This window comes from gamma proteobacterium symbiont of Axiagastus rosmarus (assembly GCF_059730925.1).
This window is the reverse complement of the sequence record NZ_AP035926.1, coordinates 206549-233235: the sequence shown is the minus strand read 5'-3', so window position 1 is coordinate 233235 and position 26687 is coordinate 206549. Positions and strand designations below refer to the sequence as shown.

At 59.7% G+C, this 26687-nt stretch carries 26 protein-coding genes; 10 read left to right on the top strand and 16 right to left on the bottom strand.

Annotated elements, in window-relative coordinates; all coding sequences use genetic code 11:
- Position 1: 1 nt before the first annotated feature.
- Entirely contained in the window at positions 2-1423 is a 1422-nt protein-coding gene (gene leuC, locus AC6I8F_RS20480) for a 3-isopropylmalate dehydratase large subunit (protein WP_058775055.1), read from the bottom strand.
- 367 nt (positions 1424-1790) lie between these two features.
- Between leuC and mqo the strand changes: the two genes are divergently transcribed.
- From mqo to AC6I8F_RS20465, 3 genes are all read left to right on the top strand, one after another.
- The gene (gene mqo, locus AC6I8F_RS20475; RefSeq protein WP_021509488.1) at positions 1791-3437 is read left to right on the top strand and encodes a malate dehydrogenase (quinone); all 1647 of its coding nucleotides are present in this window, start codon (positions 1791-1793) and stop codon (positions 3435-3437) included.
- Between the two features lie 199 nt (positions 3438-3636).
- Entirely contained in the window at positions 3637-3900 is a 264-nt protein-coding gene (locus tag AC6I8F_RS20470) for a hypothetical protein (protein ID WP_104187249.1), read from the top strand.
- Positions 3897-4658: a Fic/DOC family protein gene (locus AC6I8F_RS20465; protein WP_348879611.1), complete on the top strand. Its 762-nt coding sequence runs from the start codon at positions 3897-3899 to the stop codon at positions 4656-4658. Before AC6I8F_RS20470 ends, AC6I8F_RS20465 begins: the two co-directional genes overlap by 4 nt.
- Before the next feature lie 109 nt (positions 4659-4767).
- Here AC6I8F_RS20465 and AC6I8F_RS20460 read toward each other — a convergent pair whose 3' ends face one another.
- The 4 genes from AC6I8F_RS20460 to AC6I8F_RS20445 form a co-directional block, all read right to left on the bottom strand.
- Entirely contained in the window at positions 4768-6018 is a 1251-nt protein-coding gene (locus AC6I8F_RS20460; protein ID WP_058775056.1) for a flavin-containing monooxygenase, read from the bottom strand.
- Positions 6019-6126: 108 nt separating this feature from the next.
- Complete coding sequence (locus AC6I8F_RS20455) at positions 6127-6945, bottom strand: ABC transporter permease (RefSeq protein WP_058781434.1); 819 nt, start codon at positions 6943-6945, stop codon at positions 6127-6129.
- Position 6946: 1 nt separating this feature from the next.
- Positions 6947-7801 (bottom strand): ABC transporter permease, encoded by an 855-nt coding sequence (locus AC6I8F_RS20450; protein ID WP_021509491.1) that lies wholly within the window; start codon positions 7799-7801, stop codon positions 6947-6949.
- 69 nt (positions 7802-7870) lie between these two features.
- Positions 7871-8902, bottom strand: coding sequence for a polyamine ABC transporter substrate-binding protein (locus tag AC6I8F_RS20445; RefSeq protein ID WP_058758799.1), 1032 nt, complete (start codon positions 8900-8902; stop codon positions 7871-7873).
- Positions 8903-9266: 364 nt separating this feature from the next.
- Between AC6I8F_RS20445 and AC6I8F_RS20440 the strand changes: the two genes are divergently transcribed.
- Positions 9267-10229: a LysR family transcriptional regulator gene (locus AC6I8F_RS20440; RefSeq protein ID WP_498028989.1), complete on the top strand. Its 963-nt coding sequence runs from the start codon at positions 9267-9269 to the stop codon at positions 10227-10229.
- Between the two features lie 5 nt (positions 10230-10234).
- Here AC6I8F_RS20440 and AC6I8F_RS20435 read toward each other — a convergent pair whose 3' ends face one another.
- The 9 genes from AC6I8F_RS20435 to AC6I8F_RS20395 all read right to left on the bottom strand — a co-directional run bounded on the left by AC6I8F_RS20435 (position 10235) and on the right by AC6I8F_RS20395 (position 17562).
- Entirely contained in the window at positions 10235-11164 is a 930-nt protein-coding gene (locus AC6I8F_RS20435; RefSeq protein WP_195910940.1) for a 2-hydroxyacid dehydrogenase, read from the bottom strand.
- A complete protein-coding gene (locus AC6I8F_RS20430) occupies positions 11161-11607 on the bottom strand; it encodes a type II 3-dehydroquinate dehydratase (RefSeq protein ID WP_058758800.1) in 447 nt (148 codons plus the stop codon). Before AC6I8F_RS20430 ends, AC6I8F_RS20435 begins: the two co-directional genes overlap by 4 nt.
- Positions 11608-11617: 10 nt before the next feature.
- Positions 11618-12232, bottom strand: coding sequence for a glutathione S-transferase (locus tag AC6I8F_RS20425; RefSeq protein WP_498028988.1), 615 nt, complete (start codon positions 12230-12232; stop codon positions 11618-11620).
- Positions 12229-13236: an NAD(P)H-quinone oxidoreductase gene (locus tag AC6I8F_RS20420; RefSeq protein ID WP_498028987.1), complete on the bottom strand. Its 1008-nt coding sequence runs from the start codon at positions 13234-13236 to the stop codon at positions 12229-12231. Before AC6I8F_RS20420 ends, AC6I8F_RS20425 begins: the two co-directional genes overlap by 4 nt.
- A 3-nt stretch (positions 13237-13239) precedes the next feature.
- A complete protein-coding gene (locus AC6I8F_RS20415) occupies positions 13240-14382 on the bottom strand; it encodes an ABC transporter ATP-binding protein (protein WP_325924253.1) in 1143 nt (380 codons plus the stop codon).
- A gap of 38 nt (positions 14383-14420) precedes the next feature.
- On the bottom strand, positions 14421-15572 hold the full coding sequence (gene argE, locus AC6I8F_RS20410; protein WP_132463735.1) for an acetylornithine deacetylase: 1152 nt from the start codon (positions 15570-15572) through the stop codon (positions 14421-14423).
- A gap of 15 nt (positions 15573-15587) precedes the next feature.
- On the bottom strand, positions 15588-16262 hold the full coding sequence (locus tag AC6I8F_RS20405) for a DUF1028 domain-containing protein (RefSeq protein WP_498028986.1): 675 nt from the start codon (positions 16260-16262) through the stop codon (positions 15588-15590).
- A 13-nt stretch (positions 16263-16275) separates the two neighbouring features.
- A complete protein-coding gene (locus AC6I8F_RS20400; protein ID WP_021509501.1) occupies positions 16276-16701 on the bottom strand; it encodes a RidA family protein in 426 nt (141 codons plus the stop codon).
- A gap of 147 nt (positions 16702-16848) precedes the next feature.
- Positions 16849-17562: an IclR family transcriptional regulator gene (locus AC6I8F_RS20395; RefSeq protein ID WP_021509502.1), complete on the bottom strand. Its 714-nt coding sequence runs from the start codon at positions 17560-17562 to the stop codon at positions 16849-16851.
- A gap of 170 nt (positions 17563-17732) precedes the next feature.
- Between AC6I8F_RS20395 and AC6I8F_RS20390 the strand changes: the two genes are divergently transcribed.
- Genes AC6I8F_RS20390 through AC6I8F_RS20375 form a run of 4 tightly spaced genes read left to right on the top strand, consistent with a single transcriptional unit; the run spans position 17733 to position 21698 of the window.
- Positions 17733-18425 (top strand): RraA family protein, encoded by a 693-nt coding sequence (locus AC6I8F_RS20390; RefSeq protein ID WP_058781426.1) that lies wholly within the window; start codon positions 17733-17735, stop codon positions 18423-18425.
- Positions 18425-19363 (top strand): hydroxyacid dehydrogenase, encoded by a 939-nt coding sequence (locus tag AC6I8F_RS20385; RefSeq protein ID WP_104187238.1) that lies wholly within the window; start codon positions 18425-18427, stop codon positions 19361-19363. Before AC6I8F_RS20390 ends, AC6I8F_RS20385 begins: the two co-directional genes overlap by 1 nt.
- Positions 19360-20292 carry an SMP-30/gluconolactonase/LRE family protein gene (locus tag AC6I8F_RS20380; RefSeq protein ID WP_238562288.1) on the top strand — a complete coding sequence of 311 codons (933 nt, stop codon included), beginning with the start codon at positions 19360-19362 and terminating at the stop codon, positions 20290-20292. The genes AC6I8F_RS20385 and AC6I8F_RS20380 overlap by 4 nt, the downstream gene beginning before the upstream one ends.
- 38 nt (positions 20293-20330) lie before the next feature.
- Positions 20331-21698, top strand: a complete 1368-nt coding sequence (locus AC6I8F_RS20375) for an MFS transporter (protein ID WP_058775064.1) — start codon at positions 20331-20333, stop codon at positions 21696-21698.
- A 123-nt stretch (positions 21699-21821) separates the two neighbouring features.
- Here AC6I8F_RS20375 and AC6I8F_RS20370 read toward each other — a convergent pair whose 3' ends face one another.
- A complete protein-coding gene (locus tag AC6I8F_RS20370; RefSeq protein ID WP_021509507.1) occupies positions 21822-23162 on the bottom strand; it encodes an MFS transporter in 1341 nt (446 codons plus the stop codon).
- A gap of 335 nt (positions 23163-23497) precedes the next feature.
- On the opposite strand from AC6I8F_RS20370, the gene AC6I8F_RS20365 reads away from it, so the two are divergent.
- Positions 23498-23884 (top strand): acyl-CoA thioesterase, encoded by a 387-nt coding sequence (locus AC6I8F_RS20365; protein WP_021509508.1) that lies wholly within the window; start codon positions 23498-23500, stop codon positions 23882-23884.
- Positions 23885-23914: 30 nt separating this feature from the next.
- On the opposite strand, the gene AC6I8F_RS20360 is transcribed toward AC6I8F_RS20365, so the two are convergent.
- The gene (locus AC6I8F_RS20360) at positions 23915-24973 is read right to left on the bottom strand and encodes an NAD(P)H-dependent flavin oxidoreductase (RefSeq protein ID WP_498029016.1); all 1059 of its coding nucleotides are present in this window, start codon (positions 24971-24973) and stop codon (positions 23915-23917) included.
- Between the two features lie 409 nt (positions 24974-25382).
- Between AC6I8F_RS20360 and AC6I8F_RS20355 the strand changes: the two genes are divergently transcribed.
- The gene (locus tag AC6I8F_RS20355) at positions 25383-26669 is read left to right on the top strand and encodes a methyl-accepting chemotaxis protein (protein ID WP_021509510.1); all 1287 of its coding nucleotides are present in this window, start codon (positions 25383-25385) and stop codon (positions 26667-26669) included.
- The last annotated feature ends 18 nt before the right edge of the window (positions 26670-26687 follow it).

Here is a 26687-nt window from a genome sequence, read left to right as displayed (position 1 = left end):
ATTAAACCCCGGATTGCAGATAGTGACGAACATCAACCAGATGGCCCGCCAGCGCAGCGGCGGCGACCATCGCCGGACTCATTAAGTGAGTGCGCGCGCCCGCGCCCTGACGGCCGGCAAAGTTACGATTGGTGCCCGATGCGCAACGATCGCCCGGTGCCAGCACATCTTCGTTCATCGCCAGACACATCGAGCAGCCCGACTGACGCCACTCGAAGCCGGCGTCGATAAAGATGGCCGCCAGCCCTTCCGCCTCCGCCTGCTGCCGCACCTGGGTTGAGCCCGGAACAATGATGCCGCGCACGTGCGGCGCGATTTTTCGGGTGCCAATCACTGCTGCCGCAGCGCGCAAATCTTCAATGCGCCCATTGGTGCAGGAGCCGATAAACGCGTGGGTGATGGCAATGTCGGCCAGCGGCGTGCCGGCCTGCAGCCCCATGTAGTGCAGTGCATTTTTAATCGCCTGCTGTTTCACCAGATCGGGTTCGTCAGCCGGATTGGGCACGTGGCCGCTGATGGCGCAGGCCTGATCCGGGCTGATGCCCCAGGTGACTTTCGGTTCCAGATCGCTGCAATCAATGGTCAGTTGCCGGTCAAATACCGCATCATCATCGCTGCGCAACGTGCGCCACTCGGCCAGCGCCTGCTGCCACAGCTCGCCCACCGGCATTTGCGGTTTGCCGGCAATGTAAGCGTAGACCTTGTCATCCGGCGCGATAATCGCCCCGCGCGCACCGGCTTCCACTGCCATGTTACACAGCGTCATACGCCCTTCCATGCTCAGCGCATCGATCGCGCTGCCGGTAAACTCAATCGCATACCCCGTAGCGCCGGATGCGCCAATCTGTTCGATCAACGCCAGCACGATGTCTTTGGCGGCGCAGCCAAACGGCAGCTCGCCGGTAACTTCAACGCGCATGGTTTTCAGCGTGCGATAAATCAATGTCTGTGTCGCCAGCAGGTGCTCGATTTCCGAGGTGCCGATGCCAAACCCCAGCGCGCCAAACGCCCCGTAAGTGGTGGTATGGCTGTCGCCGGCGGCAATCACCATCCCCGGCATCACCAGCCCCTGCTCGTGCGCCACCACATGTTCAATGCCCTGTCGCGGGTCGAGCACGTCAAACAGTTCAATGCCAAAGTGCTCCGCATTTTTGCGGAAGTAATCGACCTGCAGCTGACCGCCTGCGTCGGTCATCGCCGCATCGCGCACCGGCCGCGTCGGGTTCACGTGGTCAACGTTGAGTAGAATGGTGGCCGGATGGCGCACGCGCCGCGACCGGTCGCGCAGACCGCTAAACGCCTGCGGGCTGGTGTATTCATTGAGGATTGACCGGTCGATGTAGAGCAGCACGTGCCCCTCATCGTCCAGGTGACGTACCACATGCTGTTCGATCAGCTTTTCATACAGGGTTTTGCCCGCCATGCTCATGTCCACGCGAAAGTTAAACAAGCCATCAGAGACCTTAGGGTAAACCCATTCGGCGTCAGATCATCAACACGCTCCGTGCAGTGATAGTGCATGATTTGTCATCGCGGCAGCGGATTTAATTTGACCTAAGTCGTGCCCGTGGTTATAAATAATAACCGCGCTCCGTTAGCGGATATATTGTTGCTTTTTCCCGCATTGCTGCTGTATTCCTGCCGTTTATTTCGCCATCCCGCTTTTATGAAAGTTAATTAATTGCCATCAATAGTTAATTAACTAAAAACAAGTTAATCTTTTCGTAACAATCTTTTAATTTGCCAACCGAATTTTTAACGTTCATCTGCAAAGAATAAACAGGACTGGCATGACTCAGACCAAAAAACTTGTGTCCGCGCTTTCGCTGACGGCACTGCTTGTCTCTTCAGCGGTTCACGCTGAGAACGCACCAGAAAAAACCGACGTGCTGCTGATTGGCGGCGGTATCATGAGCGCCTCGCTCGGTACCTGGCTGCAGGAGCTGCAACCGGGCTGGAAACAACTGATGGTTGAGCGTCTCGACGGCGTCGCGCTGGAATCCTCCAACGGCTGGAACAACGCCGGTACTGGCCACTCTGCCAACATGGAGCTGAACTACACGCCAGAGCGTGCAGACGGTTCCATCGATGTGAGCAAGGCGCTGGAAATCAATGAATCGTTCATGATTACCCGCCAGTTCCTGACCAGCCAGGTACAGCGTGGCGTGCTGCACGATCCGCGTTCGTTCATCAACTCCACCCCGCACATGAGCTTTGTCTGGGGCGACAAAAATGTCGAATACCTGACCAAACGCTATGCGGCGCTGCAGAAAACGACCCTGTTCCAGGGCATGAAGTTCTCTACCGATCACAAGCAGATCGAGCAGTGGGCACCGCTGGTGATGGAAGGTCGCGATCCGAATCAGAAAGTGGCCGCCACCTGGACGCCGGTGGGTACCGATGTGAACTACGGTGAAATTACCCGTCAGCTGATCGGCAGCCTGCAGAAAGATCAGAACTTCAAGCTGGAAACTTCCTCTGAAGTCACCGATTTCAAACGCAACAGCGACAACTCCTGGCACGTCACCATCAAAGACGTGAAGAGCGGCGCAAACCGTGAAGTGGATGCGAAATACGTATTCATCGGCGCGGGCGGTGCGGCGATCAAGCTGCTGCAAAAAACCGGTATTCCTGAAGCCGATAACTACGGCGGTTTCCCGGTGGGCGGTTCGTTCCTGATGACCGAAAACCCGGAAATCACCAGCCGTCACCTGCAGAAAGTGTATGGTCAGGCTTCCGTAGGCGCACCGCCAATGTCGGTACCGCACATCGATGCCCGTAACCTCGACGGTAAGAAAGTGGTGCTGTTTGGGCCGTTTGCCACGTTCTCAACCAAATACCTGAAGAACGGTTCATTGTTCGATCTGCTGAGCGCCACCACCACCAGCAACTTCATGCCGATGACGCACGTGGGCATCGATAACTTTGACCTGGTGAAATACCTGATTGGTCAGGTGATGCTGAACGATGACGACCGTTTTGCCGCGCTGAAGGAGTACTACCCGAACGCGCGTAAAGAGGACTGGAAACTGATTCAGGCCGGCCAGCGTGTGCAGATCATCAAGAAAGATGCTGAGAAAGGCGGCGTGCTGAAGCTGGGTACCGAAATCGTGACCGATCAGCAGAAAACCGTGGCGGCCCTGCTGGGTGCTTCACCGGGTGCATCTACCGCGGCACCGATCACCCTGAACGTGATGCAGAAGCTGTTCCCACAGCAGTTCGCGTCACCAGAGTGGCAGCAGAAGATCCGCGCTATCGTGCCAAGCTTCGGCCAGAAGCTGAACGGCAACACCGCGCTGACCCAGCAGGTATGGGATAACACCGCATCCGTGCTGCAGCTGACCAAACCGCCAGTGATTAACATGGACGATCAGCAGTCGGCACCTGCGCAGGCCAAACCGCGCGAAGAGTCCGCGAAGCAGGATATGGCGCTGTAATACGCCATCGCTGAGTCAATCGAACCGATGCCGGTGCGCGAGCCATCGCCCACCGGCATTTTTTTGTCTGGGATCTGATGATTGCTGTGTCAGACTTCACCAGTGTTACCGCTGAGAGATGCCCTGTGGTTCAGCGTCTCTTCCCACTGACTTTGACGATGCAGCGTGCTAAAATTGAACTTCTGACGGGAGATTAATTATGAGCAGAAATGCATCTCTGAGTATTGCCAGCCAGATCCAGAATTTAGCGAAGGCTAACCATATCACCGCAGAGCGTGACGGTGTCAGCCTGATGGCTGCTGCGATTACTCATCTGGCAGGCGACAGAGTAGAACTGGATTACGTTGAACAATTGCTGGTTAATCTCAAAAGAAAAGGTGTACTGACTAAAGCAGAAACGCTGAAGCTTCAGGGTTCTTATCTGCAGGAAAAACGTGAGCACAAGCAGAACTTCAGCGCATGACGTTTGATCCTTTCAGCGATTTTTCTACTTCTGGCTACCTGAGAAACGCGTTGGGGCTTAAAGATGCGGATGAGGTAAAAAAAGCTGAGCATCTGGCCTTTGAATCGAGCGTCGAAGATGCGCTTCATTTCCTGGCACTTCAACCTGCAATCACTTACAGCACTTTTTTGTCAGTTCATAAAATTCTGTTTTCTGACTTTTATCCCTGGGCGGGTAAAGATCGCAACGAGTTAGTTCCTCATCTTGCTGTGTTTAAAGGCATGCCAGAAGATGCTCAATTTACCATGTTTGAGCAGCCCCACTCGATTCAGCTCGCCGTTGATTATGCTCTGCGCCTTGCCAGCGACTCATCGCGGTTCAGAAAAAAACCGGGTGAGGTTATGGGACAACTGGCTTTTGCCCATCCTTTTCTGGATGGTAATGGTCGAACGTTGCTGTTGCTATTTATGGAAATGACCTACCGTGCTGGCTTTGCCATTGAATGGGCAAGAACCAAAAAAGATGCGTATCTTAGCGCACTCAGCGCTGAGATTCGTGAACCCGCTAAAGGCCATCTGGATAATTATTTACTCCCCTGCGTTGTTGATATTGCCAGTAGAAGCGAATGGCCGGCAATGATTAGTGGCATAAAAGGGTTGGACGGTTTAGATAAAGAAGATATTTACTACGGTGCGGTTGACGATCCAGATATCAAAGCGCTCTATCAGAGCTATACGTCATCTTCCCGATTGCCTCATCCACCAGCAGAGCCAGAATAAATACGGTTCAGTCGCTACAGCGGATCGCTATTAATAGCGACCCTACGTGATACAATTTAAGGGTGAACGTTCTCCGTAGGGTGCGCATTCATGCGCACCTGGAAAATAATTACGATTTTACGTAATCCGAATAGGCATTTTGCAGCGCGATGTGGTCGGCAATATATTTCGCATCGTGCCACACGCCGTAAATAAACGACGACGCCCGGTTGACCAGATTGGGCAGGCCAAGGAAATAAATACCGCGCTCGGCAGAAATACCGCGCTTGTGGAATGGCAGGCCCTGTTCATCGAAGGCATCCACCTGCAGCCAGCTGAAATCAAATTTAAACCCGGTGGCCCAGATAATGGTGCTGATGCCCGCCGCCTGCACGTCCAGCTGCATCAGCGGATTTAACAGGCAGTCCGGATCCGGCAACAGCTCCCACGCCTGCGGCTCGGCCGGTAAATCCAGCCCGTTGCGCTCAATGTACGCATCCGCATCGCGCAGCACCTCGAAATAGGCTCTGTCACCTTCGGCGATATTCTCTGCCAGCCCAGGCGCAAAGCGCAGCACGCCGTTATCCCAGCGCTCGGTGATGCCGACCAGCGTAATGCCCATATGGGCCAGCCGGCGGAAATCCACGGTTTTACCGCCTTCATAGCCGCTGACGGCAAAGGCCACGTGCTGTTTCTTCGGCTTGATTTTCACTTCGTCCCACAGCCCCAGCGCGCCAAGCCACCAGCAGTAATCACGGTCGCGATAGGCGCGTGGCGGGCGGTAGTGCTCGCCGACCGACAGAAACACCTCGCGGCCGGCCTGACGCAGCTCCTCGGCAATCTGGGTGCCGGACGCACCCGCACCCACCACCAGCACCGCACCGGGCGCCAGCTGCTGTGGATTCTTGTACGCCGATGAGTGGATCTGCTGCGGCACCGCGCCTTCAGGCACGATGGCCGGGAACGCGGGCTTCTGAAACGGCCCGGTGGCAGCCACCACGTTGTCCGCGTCGAATTCTCCCACCGACGTCACCACCCGGAAGCCGCTGCGTCCGGGCAGCCGCGTTACCTGCTGTACTTCAACCCCGGTGCGCACCGGCGCGTTGAGCATCTTTGCGTAATCCTCGAAATACTGCGCCATGCGCTCTTTCGGCGGAAACGCCTCCGGTGAAATGTTATCAAACTTCAGCGAAGGAAAGCGGTCGTGCCACGCCGGACCGTTGGCCACCAGCGAATCCCAGCGTTCGGAACGCCAGCGCTCGGCAATGCGGCTGCGCTCCAGCACCACATGCGGGATCTGCATCTGCGCCAGATGTTCGCTCATGGCGATACCCGCCTGGCCCGCTCCGACGATCACGGTATTGATTTTTTCTACTGACATAGGTCATCCCCGAATAGTTGGCATGCCACCAGCGCGGCGCAAATATTGCGCCGCTGGCGATTAACACCAGGTTGTCATGTTTAACGGCGGCTTAATGGCACAGCGAAATTAATGCCCGGCCTCAACGTTTAATATTTTTCCCAGCCCGAAAAATTTATTGGCGATAATTAACATCGCGGCGGTCACCACAATATAAATAACCGACAGCGCCGCCAGCGTCGGGTCGGCAAATTCGCGCACGTAGTTGTACATCGCCACCGGCAGCGTCTGCGTCGCCTGGGTGGTAATAAACAGCGAGGCGGTAAATTCATTGAAAGAGAGAATCGCGGCGAACAGCCAGCCACCAAACAGGCCCGGCAGAATCAGCGGCACGGTAATGGTCCATACCACGCGCAGCGGCGATGCGCCGAGGCTGGCCGCCGCCAGTTCTATCCGCTGCTCAAGATTTTTCAGCGATACATAGACGCTGCGCAGCACGAACGGCAGTACTAATACCACGTGGCAGAAAATCACCAGCGCGTAGCCGCGTCCCAGATTGAGCTGCGACACCAGCATCAGCAGGCCGAGGCCAATGGTGAAATGCGGAATAAACAGCGGCGACAGCAGAATACTTTCGAGCACCTGCTTGCAGGGAAAGCGATAGCGCTCGATGGCAATCGCCAGCGTGGCACCGATGATCACCGCCAGCGTTGACGCCCATGCTGTGACAATCAGTCCGGACCAGAAGCCGTGACGAAAATCGTCGTAGCTCAGCGCCCGCTCAAACCAGCGCAGCGACCAGCCTTTCGGCGGGAAGAACAGCACGGAGGTGCTGCTGAACGACGAGATAAACACCACGACGGTGGGCAACATGACAAACGTCAGAATGGCGATCACCAGCAGTTTACCCAGCAGCGCGATCAGTTTGTCGTTGTGAGAACGGGTCATATCAGTGCCCTCCCATGGCGTGCAGGAAGCGCGTCATGCGCTTCAGCGCCAGCAGCAGCAGAATGGTCAGCAGCAGGCCAGCAATGCTCAGCGCTGCGGCAAACGGGAAGTTCATCGAGGAGAAGCCCAGCTGATACACCAGCGTAGCCACGGTACTGACGCGCCCGCCGCCAATCAGTTGGGGCGTCGCGAAAGCGCTGAAGGTCCAGGCAAACGCGGTGGTCAGGCTGGCGATGATGCCGGGAATGGATAGCGGAATGGTCACCGTCAGCAGCGCGCGTACCGGTCCGGCACCAAGGCTGGTGGCGGCTTTTTCGTAGTCCGGATTGATGTGTGACAGCGCCGTCGCCAGCATCAGCACCATGATCGGCATGGTGACATGCACCAGCGCGACCACCACACCGGTCTGGGTAAACATAAACTGGATCGGCTGGCTGATGATGCCCAGCGCCAGCAGCAGGCTATTAAGAAAGCCGCTGTTACCCAGCACGATAATCCACGAATAGGTGCGCACCACTTCCCCCAAAAATAGCGGAGTAATCGCGATGATCAGAATGGTGGATTTGATCCACGCAGTGCGGGTGCGCACCAGCGCATAGGCCAGTGGGTAACTCATCAGCAAACCAAATAAGGCCGTTTTGGCGCTGAGCAGCACGGTATTGAGAAACGCATCGCCGTAGATGCGTTTGAACAGGCCACTGAAATTGGCCAGCGTAAAGCCGCCGACATCCAGCGAGCCGGGGATGTACGCGCGCACGCTGAACTGCATCACCGCAAACATCGCGACGACCAGCCCCATCGCGGTCAGCGTGGCGGGAAGAATGAACCAGGGTAAAAATGTCGGTTTTTTCGTCATGGACGTTACTGCCTGCATAGGTGTTACCGGCTGCGGCGAGGCACCCGCCCCGCCGCAGCACCAGGACAATCAGTGAGACATGATGTTTTCAGAGAACCACTGACGCCACTCGGCGGTTTTCTCCGCGCGCAGTTGCGGATCGGTATTGATGGTGGCATTCCACTGCGCCGGCGTGGTCAGCATGCCTGGCAGCTTCGCCAGCTCCGGATCGATATGCGCGTTGGTCACCGTCGGGCTACCGCGATAGATCTTCGCCACCTGCTGCTGAATTTCCGGTTTCAGCGCGATGTTGATGAACTTGTACGCCAGATCGGCATGTTTGCTGCCTTTATTGATGCCGACGGTATCCACGCCGAGGATCGCGCCCTCTTTCGGTATCGCCAGCTTAATGTTGACCCCTTCCGCAATCATGCTGTAGGCGTTCATTGACAGCATCACCTGCACCGGCGTTTCTCCGGTGGAGATCAGCTGCTGGCTGTTGGCATCATCGGTGTAGAACGATTTGATGTTAGGAATCAGCGCTTTCAGCTTCGCCTGGCCCTGCTGCCAGTGCGCCGCATCGCTGCCGGAGAGTTTGGCGGCCACGGCGATGATGTGGCTCGGATCCCAGTCGGGCAGCGCCAGCGTGCCTTTCAGCTCCGGCTTCCACAGGTCGTTCCAGCTGGTGAAGGTTTCCCCTTTCGGCACCAGATCCGGACGGTAGCCGATGGTGTAGACGTAGCCCCACACGCCAAGGTGATACGGGCTAACTTTCGCCTGCTGCACCAGATTGACCGCGTTAGGGATTTTGCTCATGTCGAGTTTCTCGAACAGGCCGCTGTTGGCATACAGATAGCCGACGTGCGCGGTGGTGAAGGTCACGTCAGTTTCCGGCGACCCGCCCGCCAGTTTGGCTTTGTTGAGGCGATCGATGGTGCCGCCGGTGACGAACTGCACTTCGACGCCGGTCTCTTTGGTGAACTCTTTGGCGATGGTTTGATCGATCAGATCTTTAAAGCTGCCGCCCCAGGTGCTGACAATCAGCTTGTCGGCGGCCATGGCATTCCCTGCGCTCAGAATTCCCGTGGTTAACAACGTTAAGGCACACATCTTACGCAACATATTTTTGTCCCCAGTGAATGAAAAGGCTGTTATCGCTGCTCTGAACCACCGTTGATTCGCCACGGCGCGCTGCGCCAAAACAGTGCGAAAGTGAAAAGCAGGTGTCACAGCGATTCTGCCGCTGGCCGCTGCTGCGGTAAAACAGCCTTTTCCTCGCCGTTGCATCGGAATTTCTGACGCTAAAAAAGTCGCTGCTTTGCAACGGATTTTCTTAAGCCTTAGTGAGGCAGAAGCGAATGGGCGTGAAGGGTCAGGCAGGGGATTATGCTGCTATTCGCTGTCCGGCATGATAAATGCATGGAAACAGGGGTAAATAGAAAAGCCGGCGCGACAAGATCGCGCTGGCGACACCAGGAGAATCTGCATGCTCAGTCGCATCACCCAGCGCCAGCTGGAATACTTCGTCGCGTCCGGCGAAGCCGGCAGCATTATTGGCGCATCCGAACGTATTCACGTGTCGTCACCGTCGATCTCTGCCGCCATTACCCACATCGAATCCGAGCTGGGGGTGCAGCTGTTTGTGCGCCACCACGCGCAGGGCGTGTCGCTCACCGCCATTGGCCATCAGGTATTAAAAGAGGCGAAGCTGATCCTGGAACAGATGTCGAATCTGTATACCATCGCCTCAGAGTCGCTGAACAACGTGCGCGGCCCGCTGCGCGTCGGCTGTCTCGACACGCTGACCCCGATGCTGACGCCGGAGCTGGTGTTTGGCTTTGGCCGCGCCTTCCCCGGCGTGCGCATCACGCTGGTGGAGGGCAATCATGAACAGCTGCTGAAACAGCTGCGCGCCGCCGATATCGATATCGCGCTGACCTACGATCTGGTGCCGGCCAGCGACATCGCGTTTCAGTCGCTGGCGCAGCTGCCACCGTATGTGATGGTCGGCGAACATCATCCGTTTGCCAGTCAGTCTGCGGTGACCATTCAGGATCTCGCTACGGTGCCGATGGTGCTGCTGGATATGCCGTGGAGCCGCGAATATTTTCTCAGCCTGTTTAGCGAAGCGGGCGTGACGCCCAACATTGTGATGCGCTCCGGCAATATGGAAGTGGTACGCGCGATGGTGGCCAACGGCGTGGGATTTGGCATCGCCAATGTGCGGCCCAAAGCCAATCTGTCGCAGGATGGCAAACGGGTGATCCGCGTGCGCCTTGCCGGCGTGAACCGGCCGATGTTGCTGGGATACGCCACGGTGGCCCACGTGCAGCAGTCGATGGTGGTCAACGCCTTCGCCGAACGCTGCCGCATGTTCATCTCCGATCAATACATTCCCGGTATGGCCGCGCCAAGCTACTTCGACCCGCAGGTGGTGCGCGTCGCCTGACGCGCTCAGTAACCCCGCGCGGGAAACACCTGGTTGAGCACCGGCTCGCCGCGCATCACCCGCTGGATGTTATCAGCCACCTGACGCGCGGCGCTGGCCGGGATCGCTACCGACGCCAGATGCGGCGTGATCAGCACATTCTCCATGCCCCACAGCGCATCGTCGGGCGGCAGCGGCTCACGATCGAACACGTCTAATGTGGCGTGGGCGATCTGTCCGCTCTGCAGCGCCGCGGTCAGCGCGGGCTGATCGACAATCGCGCCGCGCGACACGTTGATCAGCGCGCAGCCCGGCGGCAACCGCGCCAGACGCTGCGCATCCAGCAAACCGTGGGTTTCCGGCGTGAGCGGCAGCATTACCACCAGAATGTCGCTGCTGGCCAGAAACGCATCCAGCGCCTGCGCACCGCTGACGCAGTGAATGCCGTCCAGCGCTTTGGGCGACCGCGACCAGCCGCGCACGTCAAAGCCCTGACGAGCCAGCTCGCGCGCCGCATACGCACCCAGTTCGCCCAGCCCCAACACGCCCACGCGAATCGACGCCGGCTCGCGCGGATGCAGATAATGCCAGCGACGTTCACGCTGTGCGCGCTCAAATGCCGGTATGTCACGCGCGTAACGCAGCACGGCAAACAGCACGTAACCGGCCATCATGCGCGCCATATCCGGGTCCGATAGCCGGACGATCGGGATGTCAGGCAGGTCGTCGCGCCCTACCAGCGAGTCGACGCCCGCGCCCAGATTCACCAGCAGTTTCAGCTGGCGATACGGGGCAAAAAAACCGCGCGGCGGCTTCCACGCCAGCGCAAACTGCACGCTATCGGCATCCTCGACCTGGTCGGCACGGCAGATAGTGACATCCGGTAATTGTGGTGCCAGCAGCGCCGACCACGCCTCGAAGCTGTCGAACTCGCTATAAAACACCAGCGTCGTCATGCGCTGGGCTCCTGTAGCAGCGTCGCCAGCGCATCGATAGCCAGTTCATAACCCAGCGCGCCCAGCCCGGCGATCACCCCGGTGGCGGCTTTCGACACCAGCGACTGATGACGAAACGGCTCGCGCTGCCAGATATTGCTCATGTGCGCTTCGATGATCGGGCCATCAAACATCAGCAGCGCATCCAGAATCGGCACCGAGCGATACGACAACCCGGCGGCATTGATGATCAGCCCGTCCGCCTGCTGGCGCGCTTCCTGAATCCAGTCCACCAGCACCCCTTCATGGTTGCTCTGACGAAACTGCAGCCTGAGGCCGTGCGCGTCGGCGCGCCGCTGACAGCGCTCGCCGATGCTGGCGAAACTGTCGCTGCCGTAAGTACCGTGGCGATCCATGCCGTACAGATTGGCATTGGGCCCATTGAGAAAGAAAATCTGAGACATGGCGGCTCCGTTACAGGTGCGGGCGCGTCGCGGCCATCGCCGGATGCGCATCAAAGAGGGCAAACCAGGCGGCGCTCTGCGGATGCGTGGCGCGCCAGTTGAGTTCAGCAAAACGGAAGTCGAGGTAGCCCAATCCGCAGCCGATGGCGATCAGCCCGAGATCGTTAGGCGTGCGGCTGAACGCCTCCGCCTGCTGCTCAATGGCCGCCAGCGCAGCCGCCACTTTGGTCAGCTGCGCATCGCGCCACGCTGACCACTGCTTTTCCAGCGGGCGGGCGCTGGTTTCGTAGCGCGCCAGCAGCGCGGCGTCCAGCAGCCCATCACCCAGCGCCTGGCGCGTAAGGCACAGCCAGCGTGCCTCGCCGTCTACCGGCAGCAACTGGCCCGCGGCGCGCTGGTTAAGGTATTCGCAGATCACCCGGCTGTCGTATAAACATAGTCCCTGTTCGGTGCGCAGCGCCGGCACTTTAGCCAGCGGATTAAACGCGGCAATGCGCGCATCGCGCTCGATGGGGTGCGCCGCCGACGCCAGCAGGGTGATCTCCGGCGCCAGACCCAGCAGCCGGGCGCACACCATCACTTTTCGCACGTAAGCCGAGGTAGAGGCGTAATAGAGTTCCATCATGGCATAGCCTCCGCATCTGGCAGCAGCAGCACTTTGCCGATATTGGCATTGGCTTCGAGGATGCGGTGCGCCTGCGCGGCGGCCGTCAGCGGCAATCGCTGGTGCACCTGCGGCGTGATGCGCCCGGCGGCCAGTAAAGGCAGCAGATGGGCGCGCACGCACTGCGCCAGACGCGCTTTTTCCGCCGCGCTTTTCGGTCGCAGCGTGGAAGAGGTCAGGCTTAAGCCTTTGCGCATGATCAGCTGTAAATCGATCTCTACCGTGGCCCGCTGCATAAAGGCGAGGCTGACGTGCCGCCCGCCCGCTGCCAGCACGCTGAGGTTGCGCACAATGTAGTCGCCGCCGACGTTATCCAGCACCACATCCACGCCGCGTTCCCGGGTCAGCGTTCGAATCACCTCCACAAAATCTTCGCTATGGCGATCGATGGCGCGCCACACGCCCAGCTGCTGCAGCGCGGCAATTTTTTCCGCACCGCCGGCGGTGGCAATCACCCGCGCGCCACAAGCCTGGGCGCACTGGATCGCCAGCGTGCCCACGCCGCTGGCCGCGCCGTGAATCAGCACGCTGTCGCCCGGCATCAGACGCCCCAGCTCAAACAGGTTGTGCCAGACGGTAAACGCGGCTTCGGGAAAACCCGCCGCGTGGCTGAGCGGCAGCGTGTCCGGCACCGCCAGGCACAGGTCGGCGCGCGCCACGCAGTATTGTGCATAACCGCCGCCGCTCAGCAGCGCCATCACCGCCATGCCCGGCTGCAGTTCACTGACGCCTGCGCCGGGCGCAACGATGACGCCCGCCGCTTCCAGTCCGAGAATATCGCTGCAGCCTGGCGGCGGTGGCATGCCGTTGCGCTGCAGAATATCGGGCCGGTTAACCCCTGCGCTGACCACGCGCAGCAGCACTTCGCCCGGTCCCGGCTGCGGCACCGGGCGCTGCACCGCAGTCAGCACTTCTGCACCCCCCGGCTGCGCGGCGATGATCGCCGTCATGGTTTCCGTTGCCATGCGTTAACCCTGTGCGTCGCTGGCGAAGGCGCAAACGCCCTCGTCATCAAAAGTCAGCCCCACCACGCTGCCGACCGGCCAGCGCGTCAGCGCGTCCAGTCCGGACTGACGGGCAAACAGTGAGGCACTGCCAAGCGCCGGGATATCGAGGTGCACGTCAACGTGATCGCCCTGAAACACGTGCGTCAGCACCGTGGCGCTGAGCAGCGCCTGCGGACCGAGCGGCGCCAGCTGCACATTTTCCGGACGCACATACACATCGAGCCGGTCGCCGACACTGGCCTGCACCCGTTTGGCCGGCAGGCGCAGCGTGTTGCCGCCCAGCTCCAGCAGCGCGCTGGTGTCGCGGCCGGCGTAGCGGCCCGGCAGAATATTCACGTCACCAACGAAGCTGGCGACAAACGGATCCTGCGGGCGGCGATAGATCTCATCCGGCGGCCCAATCTGGCGCACGTGACCGGCCGACATCACTACCACGCGGTCGCTCATGCTCAGCGCTTCGCCCTGATCGTGGGTAACAAAGACCGTGGTCACGCCGAGTTTGCGCTGAATCGCTTTCAGCTCGACCTGCATGGATAACCGCAAATTTTTGTCCAGTGCGGAGAACGGCTCATCCAGCAGCAACACTTTGGGACGAATCACCAGCGCACGCGCCAGCGCCACGCGCTGCTGCTGCCCGCCGGACAGTTCACGCGGCTTGCGCTGGCCGTAACCCGCCAGCTTCACCAGCGCCAGCGCCTGCCCGACCCGCTCGGCGATTTCCGCTTTCGGCACGCCGCGCATACGCAAGCCGTAGCCGACGTTTTTCTCCACCGTCATGTGCGGAAACAGCGCGTAGTTCTGAAACACGATGCCGATCTCGCGCTGATAGGGCGGGATTTCCGTTACCAGGTCGCCATCGATAAAAATCTCACCGCCGTCGGCTTCGGCAAAGCCGGCCATCAGGTTCAGCAGCGTGGTTTTACCGCAGCCGGACGGGCCGAGCAGCGTAATGAACTCACCTTCGTGGATGGTGAGAGAAATTTTATGCAGCGCGATGGCATCACCAAAGCGCTTCAGGACGCCATCCAGCTGCACCGCCACGTTGGCCTTATGCGGCGCCGATGACAGCGGCTGCGGAAACGGGGTTACTTCTGCACTGACCATACAATCTCCGGATTCGGACGGGGTGGCTCGTCGCGGGTTCATTCGCACATCCAGGTCGCCAGCCGGCGTAACAGGCTGTCACAGGCGTCCAGCTGTGCGAGGGTGATAAATTCGTCGGGCTTATGGCCCTGCTCCATACTGCCGGGACCGCACACCACACAGGGGATGCCGGCGGCGGCAAACAGTCCGCCTTCAGTGCCAAACGCCACGGTGCCGAAGCTGTCGCTGCCGCTCAGCCGGGCAATCAGCTGTGCCGCGGCACTGTGCGCGGCGGTATCCAGTCCTGGATAGGCGCTGAGCGGCGAGAAGCGGATGGCGCTGGCGGGCTGCACCGCGCGCATCTGCGGCTCCAGCGTCTGCTGCGCATACGCCACCAGCTCCTCTGCCACCTGCTGCGCATCCTCCTGCGGCAGCGTGCGCACTTCGAAATCAAAACTGCAGGCGTCGGGCACGATATTCAGCGCGCGTCCGCCGTGGATCACCCCGGTTTGCACGGTGGTAAACGGCGGATCGAAGCGCGCATCCTGTCGTTCCGGCGTCGCCAGACGTTCACCGATGACGGTCAAGCGCTGGATCAGCTTCGCGGCGTATTCAATCGCATTGACGCCCTGCGGCGCGTACGCCGAGTGGCAGGCCGCGCCATGCACTTCGCAGCGCATCGCCAGCTTGCCTTTGTGGCCCAGCACCGGACGCAGCTCTGTCGGCTCGCCAATCAGGCAGATCGCCGGTCGATCGCTGCGCTGCGCCAGCGCCTCCACCAGCGAGCGCACGCCGAGGCAACCCACCTCTTCGTCATAGGAGATAGCCAGATGCAGCGGCTGACGCAGCGGCTGGGCGAGAAAATGCGGCACCGCAGCCAGCATGCAGGCGAGAAAGCCTTTCATGTCTGCCGTGCCGCGTCCGTACAGCTTGCCGTCACGTTCGGTGAGCGCAAACGGCGGCACCGTCCACGTCTGGCCATCAACCGGCACCACATCGCTGTGACCCGATAGCATCACCCCGCCGCTGCCGGCTGGCCCGAGCCGCGCATAGAGATTGGCCTTGCTGCGTTCTGCGTTGTGCATCAGTTCACAGGTCACGCCCAGCCCGCTGAGGTAGCGCCAGCAGAAATCGATCAGCGCCAGGTTGGATTCGCGGCTGGTGGTGTCGAAAGCCACCAGATGTTCGAGCAGGTTACGGCTGGTCAACATCGCGTCTCCTCACGCTTATTCATCACCCGGCACGCCGTAACGGGGTGCCAGCGTGGGATTGAGCGCGCGCGTCAGGTAATCCTGCATCTGCGGCTGATAGGCCAGCCACAGCTGATGAAGTTCCGCGATGGGATCGCCCTCCGTCCAGTCAACGCGCAGATCAACCAGCGGCCACGACGGTTCGCCCACCACTGCCAGCGCCGCCGAATGAACCGGCCCGGCTTCGCCTCCGGCGGCCATCCCGACCTGCATGGCCGCGATTAACCGTGCGGCCAGTTCGCCCGGCTGCTGCGTAAACGCGCTGACCATCGCCGCAATCACCTCGGGATTCGCCAGCAAATTACCGGCCGCTACGCAGTCGCTGCCGCACAGCGCGTGATTCACCCCCAGCGTGTGCGTTCCGCTAAAGCAGGCACTGCTGCCGTCGGCCGCCAGCACCGTAAGCTGGCGATAATCAAAAAAGTCATCGCTGGCAAGACCGCTCTGCAGCGCCTGCTGCGCCGTCTCGCCCTGACTCAGCCGATCAAGGATGCGCGGGCCCAGCGCCGGCAGCGTGATGTTCTGTGTGGAGACCGCGCCGACGCCGGCGCGCAGCCACGGACAGCGTGCGCCGACCGCAATACTCGACGAGCTGACCGCAATGCCCAGCTGGCCGGTTTTCGCACAGCGTCCAACAATCGATAACGTCATGATGCGGCGCTCCTTATTGCGGCTGCCAGTCGTCGGGGATCACCGCAATCACGTCGATCTCCATCAGCCACTGCGGCTGGCCCAGTCCCGAGATCACCAGACCGGTGGAGATGGGAAACACGCCTTTCAGCCACTTGCCCACCACCTGATACACCGGCTCGCGATAGCGCGGGTCGATGATGTAGGTGGTGGTTTTCACGATGTGCGACAGGTCGCTGCCCGCTTCTTCGAGCAGTTGCTTCACGTTTTTCATCGCCTGCTCGGCCTGCGCTGCCGGATCGCCCAGCCCCACCAGGTTGCCTTCGAAGTCGGTGCCAATCTGTCCACGCACGTAAACGGTGTTGCCGGCGCGCACGGCCTGACACAGGTCGTTGTCCAGCGACTGATTAGGATAGGTATCTTTGGTGTTGAATTTGCGGATGCGGGTATGGGTGCTCATGATGCCTGCCAGCGTTTAATTGGTTTCCGCAAGGTATACCGGGCTTAGCGCAGCAGGGAAAACAGCATTAACTGAGGTGTTGCTTTGAAAAATCCGAAGGAGTGCGGCAGGCCTGCTGGCCCGCCGGTGAGTGATTAATGCGCAGCCTTATTTGGCCGCATAAACCGCATCACAAAATGCTTTGCGCGCGCCCAGTTTGGCTGACAGGCGTGCAGCCGCTTCGCGCATCAACACGCCTAACTCTTCATCTTTGCGATTCAGCGTCAGACGCGAAACCGGGCCGGTCAGCGCCAGCGCAGCGGTCAGCCGGTCATTTTCGGCGAATACCGGTACGGCAAAGGCCGCGATGTGCGGATCGCGCGCGCCTGAGCTGAATATTGGCAGCGACGGCAGCGCATCGAAGAGATTTTCATTCATGCCCCAGAAACGCAGCACCTTACTGATGGCTGAGTTATCGAGCGGAAAAATTGTCCCCGGCAGGCGCGTATGACGCAGGCCATCAGACGATTCAGCACGAAACAGGCACAGACGCTGGCCGTTATCCAGTACGTACCAGCTGGCGCTCTCGTTGGTCGCCGTTGCCAGCGCCTGCAATTCCGGCTGCACCACGCTGGCCAGATGGAATGATTGCTCATAAAGCTTGCCGAGGTATAACAGACGCGGGCCGAGCGTGTAGACCCCGCTGTCACTGCGCACCACATAGCCCATCCTTTCCAGCGAGTTCATCAGACGATAGACAGTGGTTTTGTGATAGCCGGAAAGCTGCGACAGCGCAGTCAGCGACAGGCTCTCTTCGCCCGGCTTAAAACAATCCAGCAGGGACAACGCCTTCTCCACCGCATTAACGCCTTCATTTCCCATTTTTTCCTCCTGATTTGTGCCGTCCTGAGTGTACCTGAAAACTGTGAGTCACATCGTGTTTACATCACAAACACCTTCGTAACACTGGCATGCGGCGTCAGATCGTCGATATAGTTGTTTTATATTGTACAACATTGTTGTACCAGGTAAAACAAACCACGAGGTGAATTATGTCTGTGTCTGCAAATAACCTGATCAACCGCAACATCGAGCGCGTCAGCGCCCTGTCCGTCAGCCAGGCCGCCGCATTCCAGGCGGCGATTCTGGCCGATGTCGCCGGTCGTCGCGGCACTCTGCATGGCCGCGTTAAGCCGCTGTCGCCGCAGATGAAAGTCGCCGGGCCGGCCATCACGGTGGAAGTCCGTCCGGGCGATAACCTGGCGATTCACGCGGCGCTGGCTATCGCCCAGCCGGGTGATGTGCTGGTGGTAGACGGCAAAGGCGACATCAGTTGCGCGCTGCTGGGTGAAATCATGGCAACCCAGGCCGAAGCGTCCGGCATCGCCGGCATCATCATTGATGGCGCGGTGCGTGATGCTGACGCCCTCGCGCAGGGCAGCTATCCGGTGTTTGCTGCCGGCCTCAACCCAAGCGGCCCCACCAAAAGTATTCCCGGACGCGTGAACCATCCGGTGTCGGTGGCCGGTGCGTCGATTGAGCCGGGCGACCTGGTGGTCGGCGATGCCGATGGCGTGGTGGTGATCGCTAAACAGGATGTGGAACGCATCATTGCCCTGGCGGCGAAGAAGCTGGACGCCGAAACGCGCCGCATCGCGGGTATTAAGCAGGGCGATTTGCGTCCGGGCTGGCTGGAAGATGCCCTGCGCGCGGCAGGTATGTTAGCAGAAGGAGAATCGCTGTAATGAGCAACGTAAAAACTATCCTCATCACCGGCAGCGACCTGGCTGCTGAAGCCGTCGAGCTGCTGCAGGACTATCAGCTGATTTATGCCGGACGCCAGCCGCAGGAAGCCGATTTGATCGCGCTGTGTGAGCGCCATAACCCTCAGGCGATCATTGTGCGCTACGGCAAAATCAACGGGCGCATCATGGACGCCGCGCCGGCGTTGCGCGTGATCTCCAAGCACGGCAGCGGTATTGACGTTATCGATCAGCAGGCAGCGGCGGAACGCCAGATTGCGGTCCGCGCGGCAGTGGGCGCCAATGCCGCCGCCGTGTCGGAGCATGCGTGGGCGCTGATCCTCGCCTGTGCTAAATCGGTGCCGCAGCTGGACCGCCGGATGCGCGACGGGCACTGGGATAAAGCGCAGCATAAATCGCTGGAGCTGGAAGGACGCACGCTCGGCCTGGTCGGTCTGGGTGCCATCGGCAGCCGCGTAGCGCGCATCGGCCAGGCCTTCGGTATGCAGGTGCTGGCCTACGATCCTTATGCGCAAACCTTGCCGGCTGGCTGTGAAGCGGTTGAATCACTGGATGAACTGTACAGCCGTGCCGATGTGGTGTCGCTGCACTGTCCGCTGACGGACAGCAATCACCAGATGATCAACGCGGCCGCCCTCGCCCGTTTTAAGCCTGGCGCGATTCTGGTCAACACCGCGCGCGGCGGACTGATTGACGATCAGGCCGTGGCGACCGCGCTGCAAAACGGCACGCTGCGTGCCGCCGGACTGGACAGCTTCACCAGCGAGCCGCTGACTGCACCGCATCTGTGGCAGTCGCTCAACAACGTGATTATTACGCCGCACATTGGCGGTGTGAGCGACAATGCTTACGTGCGCATGGGCACCGGTGCCGCGCGCAACGCGTTGCAGGTTCTGCAGGAGCAGGAGGCGGTATCATGACCATGCTCACCGTACCGGAGGTGCGCGAGTTAACGCTGTTTTCGCGCCTGCCGGAAGCGTTTCGCCGGCCGGACGCCGGCAATGTCTGGGCTGCCGCCAATCGCGGCGGCCAGCTTACCGACTCCTTTCTCGAAGGCCCGGTGTGGCATCCCTCCGGCTGTCTGTATGTCACCGATATTCCCTATGGCCGCATCTTTCGCGTTGATATGAGCGGCAACTGGGAGCTGGTGGTGCAGTATGACGGTGAGCCCAACGGCATGAAGCTGACCGATCCGGACACGCTGATCATCACCGATTACCGTAACGGCCTGATGAAGCTGTCAATCAGCAGCGCCACTATCACGCCGTGGCTGACGCGGCGTAACAGCGAAAGCTTTCGCGGCGTCAACGATTTAACCCCCGACAGCCGCGGCAATCTCTATTTCACCGATCAGGGCCAGACCGGGCTGCACGATGCCAGCGGACGCGTCTATCGGCTCAGCCCGGATGGCCGGCTGGATCTGCTGCTGGATAACTGCCCGAGCCCGAACGGCCTGGTTCTGTCGCCGGATGAGAAAATCCTCTACGTGGCGATGACGCGCGGCAACTGCGTGTGGCGCGTGCCGCTGCTGGCGGATGGTTCGGTGAGCAAAGTTGGACTGTTCTTTACCTCGCACGGACCCAGCGGGCCGGACGGGCTGACCATCAATCAGCGCGGCGAACTGCTGATCGCCAATCCCGGCCTGGGGCGCGTCTGGCGTCTTAACGAACTGGCTGAACCGGAAGAGATTCTGCTTAGTCCGCTGGGTCGCTCCACCACCAACCTGTGCTTCGGCGGGGCCGACCTTAACCAGCTGTTTATCACCGAATCGGTCAGCGGCAGCATCCTGACCTGTACCCAGAACACGCCAGGCCGCGCGTTGCCGGCCATCGATACCTCGTTTCTCTGACTACAACTCTGCGTCATCCGAACGCACCGGAGATTACTATGACCCTGCACTCAACATCCAGCCCTGCGCCGGCTCAGCCGGCTGCGGTGCCACCCCGCCATGAAACGCTCAGTGAACAGGATTTCCAGGACAGTGAGCAGGCGGCCGCCAAAGCCTTTCGTCGCATTCTGCCGTTTATCTTTATCTGCTATGTGGTCAGCTACCTTGACCGCACCAACGTCAGCTTTGCTGCGCTGGGCATGAACGCCGATCTCGGCATCACCGCCGAACAGTTTGGCTTCGGCGCAGGCATGTTTTTTATCGGCTATTTCCTGTTTGAAATTCCCAGCAACCTGATCATGCAAAAAGTGGGCGCGCGCATCTGGATCGCGCGCATCATGATTTCGTGGGGATTGATTTCGATGGCGACCGCGTTCATCAGTGGCCCCGTCAGCTTTGCCGTTGCGCGCTTCTGTCTCGGCGTAGCAGAGGCCGGCTTTACCCCCGGCATCTATCTGTTCTTTACCTACTGGTTCCCCGGCAGCTGGCGCGCCAAAATCACCGCCGCGTTCCTGGTCGGCATTCCGGTGGCCAATATCATCGGCTCACCGATTTCCGGCGCGCTGATGCAGATCACCGGCCATGAGCATATCCGTAACTGGCAGTGGCTGCTGTTGATTGAAGGCTTACCGGCGGTGATCCTCGGCGTCATGTGCCTGTTTGTGCTGAGCGACCGGCCGGAGAAAGCGCGCTGGCTGGCGCCGCGTGAACAGCAGTTGCTGAGCCGGCGGCTGGCTGATGAGCAGCAGCAAATCGCGGCAACGCACGGTTCCCAGATGCGCGACGCGCTGCGCAATCCGCTGCTGTATCTGCTGGCGTTTATTAACTTTTGCGGCATTGTGGGTTCGATCGGCGTGGGACTGTGGATGCCGCAGATCATCAAACAGCTCGGCGTGAGCCATACGGCAACCGGCTTTCTTGCCGCGCTGCCCTATGTCTGCGGTGCCGTGAGCATGCTGTTGTGGGCGCGCCGCGCTAATGCATCAGCGCACCGTATTCGCTGGATCAGCGGCGCGCTGGTGATCGCCGCCTTAGCCCTGATGTGCAGCGCGCTGAGCGATGCGCCGGTGATCAAAATGCTGGCACTGTGCTGCACCGTCAGCGGTATTCTGGCGTTTCAGGCCTCGTTCTGGGCGCTGCCTTCCGGCTTTTTGACCGGCAATGCCGCGGCAGGCGGCTTAGCTATGATTGTCTCGATTGGTAATCTCGGCGGCTTCTTCGGCCCGTCGCTGATCGGCTATGTGCGTCAGTCTACCGGCGGCTTTATGTGGGCGCTGCTGGCGGTGGCGGCAGTCCTGATGATTGGCGCACTGGCGGTCGCCATGGTGAAAGATCCGTGGCGCCAGCGCAGCGCTGAGCAGAGATAATAACGCCGCGTTTCCCGGTGTGCCTGTGGCGCATCGGGAAACGGATGTTTTAGAGGATGAAAGCAGGATAACGTCAGACGTGATGAGCCAGATGCGTGCCCTCCCTGGCACAGGCTCATGAGATTATTTCCCGGTGCTGGCCACCGGCTGTTCCGCTTCAACGTGCAGCTTTTTGCTGCGTCCCATCAGCAATACCGCAATGCCGCCCGCCGCGCACAGCAGTGCCAGAGGAATCATCGCCATCGCATGGCTGCCGGTTTTCTCATTGATGATGCCGTAAACGTTCACCATCAGCCCGCCACCAATCAGGTTGGCCATCGCGCCGATAGCAGCCAGACCGGCCGCTGCGGTGGTAGAGGACATCCAGCCCGAGGCCAGTGCCCAGAACGGCCCTTTCATCGAGTAAGCACCAATCAGCACCAGTGACAGAATCACCACGCTGCCCGCCAGCGTATCGGTCAGGAACGCCGCCAGCAGTCCACCGGCAATCAGGAACAGCGTCAGCGCGGTGTGCCAGCGACGCTCACCGCTGCGGTCAGAGCTGCGGCCCCAGACAATCATCAGAATCGATGCCAGACCGTACGGGATCGCATTCATCAAACCGGTGGTGAAGTTATCCAGGCCAAATGATTTCAGCAGCTGCGGTGACCAGACGCTCAGCGTCGAACCCGCTGCCGACGCGCCGGCGTAAATCAGCGCCATCACCCAGATATGCTTGTGGCGCAGTAGCTGCCACAGGGTGATATGACCAATCGCTTTGCGCTGGGCATTCTCTTCAGCCAGTTTGCCGCTCAGCCAGTTGCGCTGTTCGCTGGTCAGCCAGTGGGCATTTTCCGGACGGTTACTGAGCAGGAAGAAAGCCAGCACGCCCAGCACAATCGCCGGGAATCCTTCGATGATAAACAGCCAGTGCCAGCCGCGCAGGCCGAACCAGCCGTCCATCGTCAGGATTGCGCCCGAGATCGGCGAGCCAATAAAGTTGGCTGCCGGGATCGCCACCATGAAAGTCGCAATCACGCGCGCGCGGTATTTCGCCGGAATCCAGTAAGTCAGATAAAGGATCACGCCGGGAAAGAAGCCGGCTTCGGCGGCGCCCAGCAGAAAGCGCAGCACGTACAGCATTTCCGCACTGCTGACGAACGCGGTGCACACCGAGACAATGCCCCAGGTCACCATGATGCGCGAAATCCAGATTTTGGCGCCAATCTTCTGCATCGCGAGGTTGCTTGGCACCTCAAACAGAAAATAGCCAACAAAAAACAGGCTGCTTGCCAGGCCAAACACCGCTTTGCTCAGCCCGAGATCTTCATTCATTTGCAGGGACGCCATGCCGATGTTGCCGCGATCGATAATGGCGATCAGATAGCAGACGATCAGAAACGGCAGAATGCGCCAGATGACGCGTTTTACGGTCTGCTGCTCAATATCGGGCACAGCGGCCGCGCGGGTTATCTTGTCAGACATAGAGTTCCTCACAGAGTCATGGCTTAACGCAAATCGGCCAGAGTTGTTGTTTTACTCTGTACAACATGTGTGTACATAGTAAAACCATTATGTTTGGCCGCGCGACCCTGCGCAGAAAAATGTGTCCGGGCTGCGTGATTTGTCACAAAAAGGTAGCCAGTTGATTATGGATATGTGATGCAGCTGTCAGTTTCTGCTGCAGCACGGGAAAATACCAGCATTCATTCCGTCAGGCGACAGTGGAATTACTTTGCAACATCTTGCCGTTTTCCCGCGGCGTCATTCTGCGGTATACCCATTGCCTCACCGCATAACGCGCTTATCAGGATGCAAAAATGTTCGTAAAGCACTATGACGTAGATGAAAGCCATATCGATTTTCAGGGCGTGGTCGACGGGCTGTACTACCCGTTTTACATGGAGTGGACGCGCCACGCTTACATGCGCGAGGCGCTGGGTATCGACATTGAAGAAGAGTTCAGTCAGGGCAAGATTTACATGGTGCTGGAGTACACGCTGCGCTTCCGCAAGAGCCTGGTGAAAGGCGATAAGGTGGAAGTCACCTGCGCGCTGGAGCAGAATGAGAAGCGCAACCGCGTGAACTTCGTGCAGCAAATCAAGGTCGACGGCGTGGTGTATGCCGAGGCCACGTTTGTCGCCACCTGCCTCGCCAATGGGCGCCCGTCAATGCCGGAAGCGGTAACGCGCGCGCTCGGTCTGTAACGTTACAAAGTATGTGGCAGCAGCCTGCTTTTACGCCCGCTGCCACTCTGCAACCAGCGTCTCCACCAGCTGTGCCGCTGGCAGCGCGCGCACCCGCGCCACGCCCTGACCGGCCCACTGCGCACCGAAGCCGTCCTCGCCGTGCGCAGCCGCCGCTGCCGCCAGGGCTTTACCCAGCGCATAGGCCAGCGGATAGTCGGGAATCTCCTCCGGCGTTACGTCATGGCACAATTCACAAAATGCGTTGCGCACGCAGCGTGCCTGACGCCCGGAGATCGCCGCCGTCATTACCGTGCCACGCTCGCCAGCTGCCAGCAGCGCGCGACGATAGGCCGCACTGGCTGCCGATTCGGGACACAGCACAAACGCCGTACCGAGCTGTACACCGCTGGCACCCAGTTTCATCATCGTCGCGATGCCGGCACCGTCCATCACGCCGCCCGCTGCCACCACCGGCAGCGTGGTGTGCTGCCGAATCGCCTGCACCAGCGCAACGGTCGAAAGCTGCTGGTCTGGCGCGCCCGGATCAAAATGGCCGCGATGGCCACCGGCTTCATAACCCTGCGCCACAATGATATCGATACCGCTGCGTGCAATTGCCCGCGCTTCCTGCGGACTGGTGGCGGTCGCTAGCGTGACAATGTCACGTTGCTTTAGCCGGGCGATGGCCGTGGCATCGGGAAGGCCGAAATGAAAACTGACCGCCGCCGGCCGCGCCTGCTCCAGTACCGCCAGCATCGCCTCATTGTGCAAAAAGCTCTGATAGATCTCCGTTAGCGCTGGCGGCAGCGCCGTCTGGTACTGCGCAAACTGCGAGCTGAATCGGCTGATCCACGCCGCCTCGCGCGCGGCATCCCGCCTTGCCGGCGCGTGACAAAATACGTTGACGTTGATCGGCTCGCTCGTCAGTGCCTGGGTGTGGGCAATCATGTCTGCCGCCTGCTGCGGCGTCACCGCGCCGACGCTAATCGATCCCAGCGCCCCGGCATTGGATACCGCTGCGGCCAGCTGCGGCGTGGCGACACCGGCCATCGGTGCCTGAATCAGCGGATACTGCAGTTTTAACAGCTGGCACAGCGCGGTCGTCATGGTGGTTTTTCTCCAACCCGTCATCGGGCGTTGATTGCGTCACGTCTCGGGCATTAACATACATTTAACATGCATCTTTTAACAAGTCCGCTGGACACTTTTCTTACCCGCACGCGCGGCGTTGATCACTTTTTTCTCACATTTTTAACGCCACGGTCGATAATCAAAGTTGCATAGCAAAAACAGCTTTCAGCTTGCGCTGTAACAACATCAGGCAGGTAACACTATTACACACCCCACCTGCGCACATCGGTGCGTAGCGAGACAGCAGCCGGTGCCTGTGGCACGGCTGTAATGGACAACCGGGGTAATCATGCGGTGCCCTCCACTGGAGGCGCCGAATGCGTTAGCACGCGCGCATCTGCGCCTGCATTTCGTTCAACAGCATACCAAGCGCCTGAGGTCTCTCATGTTCGGGGTGAAAAAATCGAGCCTTTCTCTGCCATTTGCCAAAAGTGGCGACATTGCTAAGGATATTGAAGCGATAAAGCAGCATGTTGCGTGGATTGAGTTTTCACCGGCCGGTGAAATCCTCAGCGCCAATGCACAATTTTTACAGGTCACCGGCTATCAGCTGCATGAAATTCAGGGACAGCATCACCGGATTTTCTGCAGCCCTGCTTACAGCCAGTCATCCGACTATTACGCCTTCTGGCAAACGCTGGCCGCCGGCGAATCGGTGAACGGCATTTTTGAGCGTTTCAACAAGCAGCATCAGCGCTTCTGGCTCAGCGCGACCTATTTTCCGGTGAGCGATGAGCGCGGCAAAGTGTACAAAGTGATCAAGGTCGCGAGCGACATCACCGCGCGCCATCAGGAGCTGGAGCATAAAGAGGCGGTGATAACGGCGCTGGACCGTTCGATGGCGGTGATTGAATTCACGCCGGACGGTCACATCATTACCGCCAACGCCAACTTCCTAACCCACATGGGCTATACCCTGCCAGCCATCGCCGGCCAGCATCATCGCCTGTTCTGCTTCGACAATTTTTACCGCGAGAACCCGGACTTCTGGCGCAAAATTGGCAATGGTCAGCATTTTGTCGGTCGTTTTGAGCGTAAGACCGCCAGCGGCGAGCGCATCTGGCTGGAGGCGAGCTACAACCCGGTGTTTGACGGCGATGGTAAGGTCTACAAAGTGATTAAGATCGCCTCGGATATCACCGCGCGCGTCGAGGCGGCGAAGCGCGTGGCGGATATCGCACTGACCACCTCTGAGCAGACCTCACAAATTACCGATAACGCTAATGAAGTGCTGGATGAAACGGTGCGTAACTCCGGACTGGTGGCGCAGCAGGTGAATGCCGCCGCCGAAATTGGCGCGCAACTCACCGCCTCGGCCAGGAGCATCAGCGACGTGGTGGAAACCATCAACCTGATTGCCTCACAGACCAACATTCTGGCACTGAATGCCGCCATCGAATCCGCACGCGCCGGCGAGGCCGGACGTGGCTTCAGCGTGGTGGCAGGTGAAGTGCGCCGCCTGGCGGCCTCGACCGCCAGTGCCACCAAACAGATATCCGTGGTCGTGGAACAAAACGCCGACCTGATCCAGCAGATGTATCAGCAGCTGGATGAGGTCAGGCAATTTGTGGTGACTGAACAGGAGAAGATCAGCGTGCTGTCGCGCAGCCTGCGGGAAATCAACAGTGGCGTACACGAGTTTGTGAACGTCATTCACCGGCTGGATGTGTGACAGAGTACGCGGGAGCGC

What these genes read in the sequence shown, in the direction of transcription:
- argE (WP_132463735.1), bottom strand. Translation starts at nt 15,572, where the DNA reads ATGTTGACCAGCCGTAACCTGCTCGAACATCTGGTGGCTTTCGACACC.
- AC6I8F_RS20355 (WP_021509510.1), top strand. Translation starts at nt 25,383, where the DNA reads ATGTTCGGGGTGAAAAAATCGAGCCTTTCTCTGCCATTTGCCAAAAGT.
- AC6I8F_RS20455 (WP_058781434.1), bottom strand. Translation starts at nt 6,945, where the DNA reads ATGACCCGTTCTCACAACGACAAACTGATCGCGCTGCTGGGTAAACTG.
- AC6I8F_RS20435 (WP_195910940.1), bottom strand. Translation starts at nt 11,164, where the DNA reads ATGACGACGCTGGTGTTTTATAGCGAGTTCGACAGCTTCGAGGCGTGG.
- AC6I8F_RS20425 (WP_498028988.1), bottom strand. Translation starts at nt 12,232, where the DNA reads ATGATGGAACTCTATTACGCCTCTACCTCGGCTTACGTGCGAAAAGTG.
- AC6I8F_RS20390 (WP_058781426.1), top strand. Translation starts at nt 17,733, where the DNA reads ATGTCTGTGTCTGCAAATAACCTGATCAACCGCAACATCGAGCGCGTC.
- AC6I8F_RS20440 (WP_498028989.1), top strand. Translation starts at nt 9,267, where the DNA reads ATGCTCAGTCGCATCACCCAGCGCCAGCTGGAATACTTCGTCGCGTCC.
- AC6I8F_RS20400 (WP_021509501.1), bottom strand. Translation starts at nt 16,701, where the DNA reads ATGAGCACCCATACCCGCATCCGCAAATTCAACACCAAAGATACCTAT.
- AC6I8F_RS20420 (WP_498028987.1), bottom strand. Translation starts at nt 13,236, where the DNA reads ATGGCAACGGAAACCATGACGGCGATCATCGCCGCGCAGCCGGGGGGT.
- AC6I8F_RS20395 (WP_021509502.1), bottom strand. Translation starts at nt 17,562, where the DNA reads ATGGGAAATGAAGGCGTTAATGCGGTGGAGAAGGCGTTGTCCCTGCTG.
- AC6I8F_RS20450 (WP_021509491.1), bottom strand. Translation starts at nt 7,801, where the DNA reads ATGACGAAAAAACCGACATTTTTACCCTGGTTCATTCTTCCCGCCACG.
- AC6I8F_RS20405 (WP_498028986.1), bottom strand. Translation starts at nt 16,262, where the DNA reads ATGACGTTATCGATTGTTGGACGCTGTGCGAAAACCGGCCAGCTGGGC.
- AC6I8F_RS20465 (WP_348879611.1), top strand. Translation starts at nt 3,897, where the DNA reads ATGACGTTTGATCCTTTCAGCGATTTTTCTACTTCTGGCTACCTGAGA.
- AC6I8F_RS20385 (WP_104187238.1), top strand. Translation starts at nt 18,425, where the DNA reads ATGAGCAACGTAAAAACTATCCTCATCACCGGCAGCGACCTGGCTGCT.
- AC6I8F_RS20445 (WP_058758799.1), bottom strand. Translation starts at nt 8,902, where the DNA reads ATGTTGCGTAAGATGTGTGCCTTAACGTTGTTAACCACGGGAATTCTG.
- AC6I8F_RS20365 (WP_021509508.1), top strand. Translation starts at nt 23,498, where the DNA reads ATGTTCGTAAAGCACTATGACGTAGATGAAAGCCATATCGATTTTCAG.
- AC6I8F_RS20375 (WP_058775064.1), top strand. Translation starts at nt 20,331, where the DNA reads ATGACCCTGCACTCAACATCCAGCCCTGCGCCGGCTCAGCCGGCTGCG.
- AC6I8F_RS20380 (WP_238562288.1), top strand. Translation starts at nt 19,360, where the DNA reads ATGACCATGCTCACCGTACCGGAGGTGCGCGAGTTAACGCTGTTTTCG.
- AC6I8F_RS20415 (WP_325924253.1), bottom strand. Translation starts at nt 14,382, where the DNA reads ATGGTCAGTGCAGAAGTAACCCCGTTTCCGCAGCCGCTGTCATCGGCG.
- AC6I8F_RS20460 (WP_058775056.1), bottom strand. Translation starts at nt 6,018, where the DNA reads ATGTCAGTAGAAAAAATCAATACCGTGATCGTCGGAGCGGGCCAGGCG.
- AC6I8F_RS20430 (WP_058758800.1), bottom strand. Translation starts at nt 11,607, where the DNA reads ATGTCTCAGATTTTCTTTCTCAATGGGCCCAATGCCAATCTGTACGGC.
- mqo (WP_021509488.1), top strand. Translation starts at nt 1,791, where the DNA reads ATGACTCAGACCAAAAAACTTGTGTCCGCGCTTTCGCTGACGGCACTG.
- AC6I8F_RS20370 (WP_021509507.1), bottom strand. Translation starts at nt 23,162, where the DNA reads ATGTCTGACAAGATAACCCGCGCGGCCGCTGTGCCCGATATTGAGCAG.
- leuC (WP_058775055.1), bottom strand. Translation starts at nt 1,423, where the DNA reads ATGGCGGGCAAAACCCTGTATGAAAAGCTGATCGAACAGCATGTGGTA.
- AC6I8F_RS20470 (WP_104187249.1), top strand. Translation starts at nt 3,637, where the DNA reads ATGAGCAGAAATGCATCTCTGAGTATTGCCAGCCAGATCCAGAATTTA.
- AC6I8F_RS20360 (WP_498029016.1), bottom strand. Translation starts at nt 24,973, where the DNA reads ATGACGACCGCGCTGTGCCAGCTGTTAAAACTGCAGTATCCGCTGATT.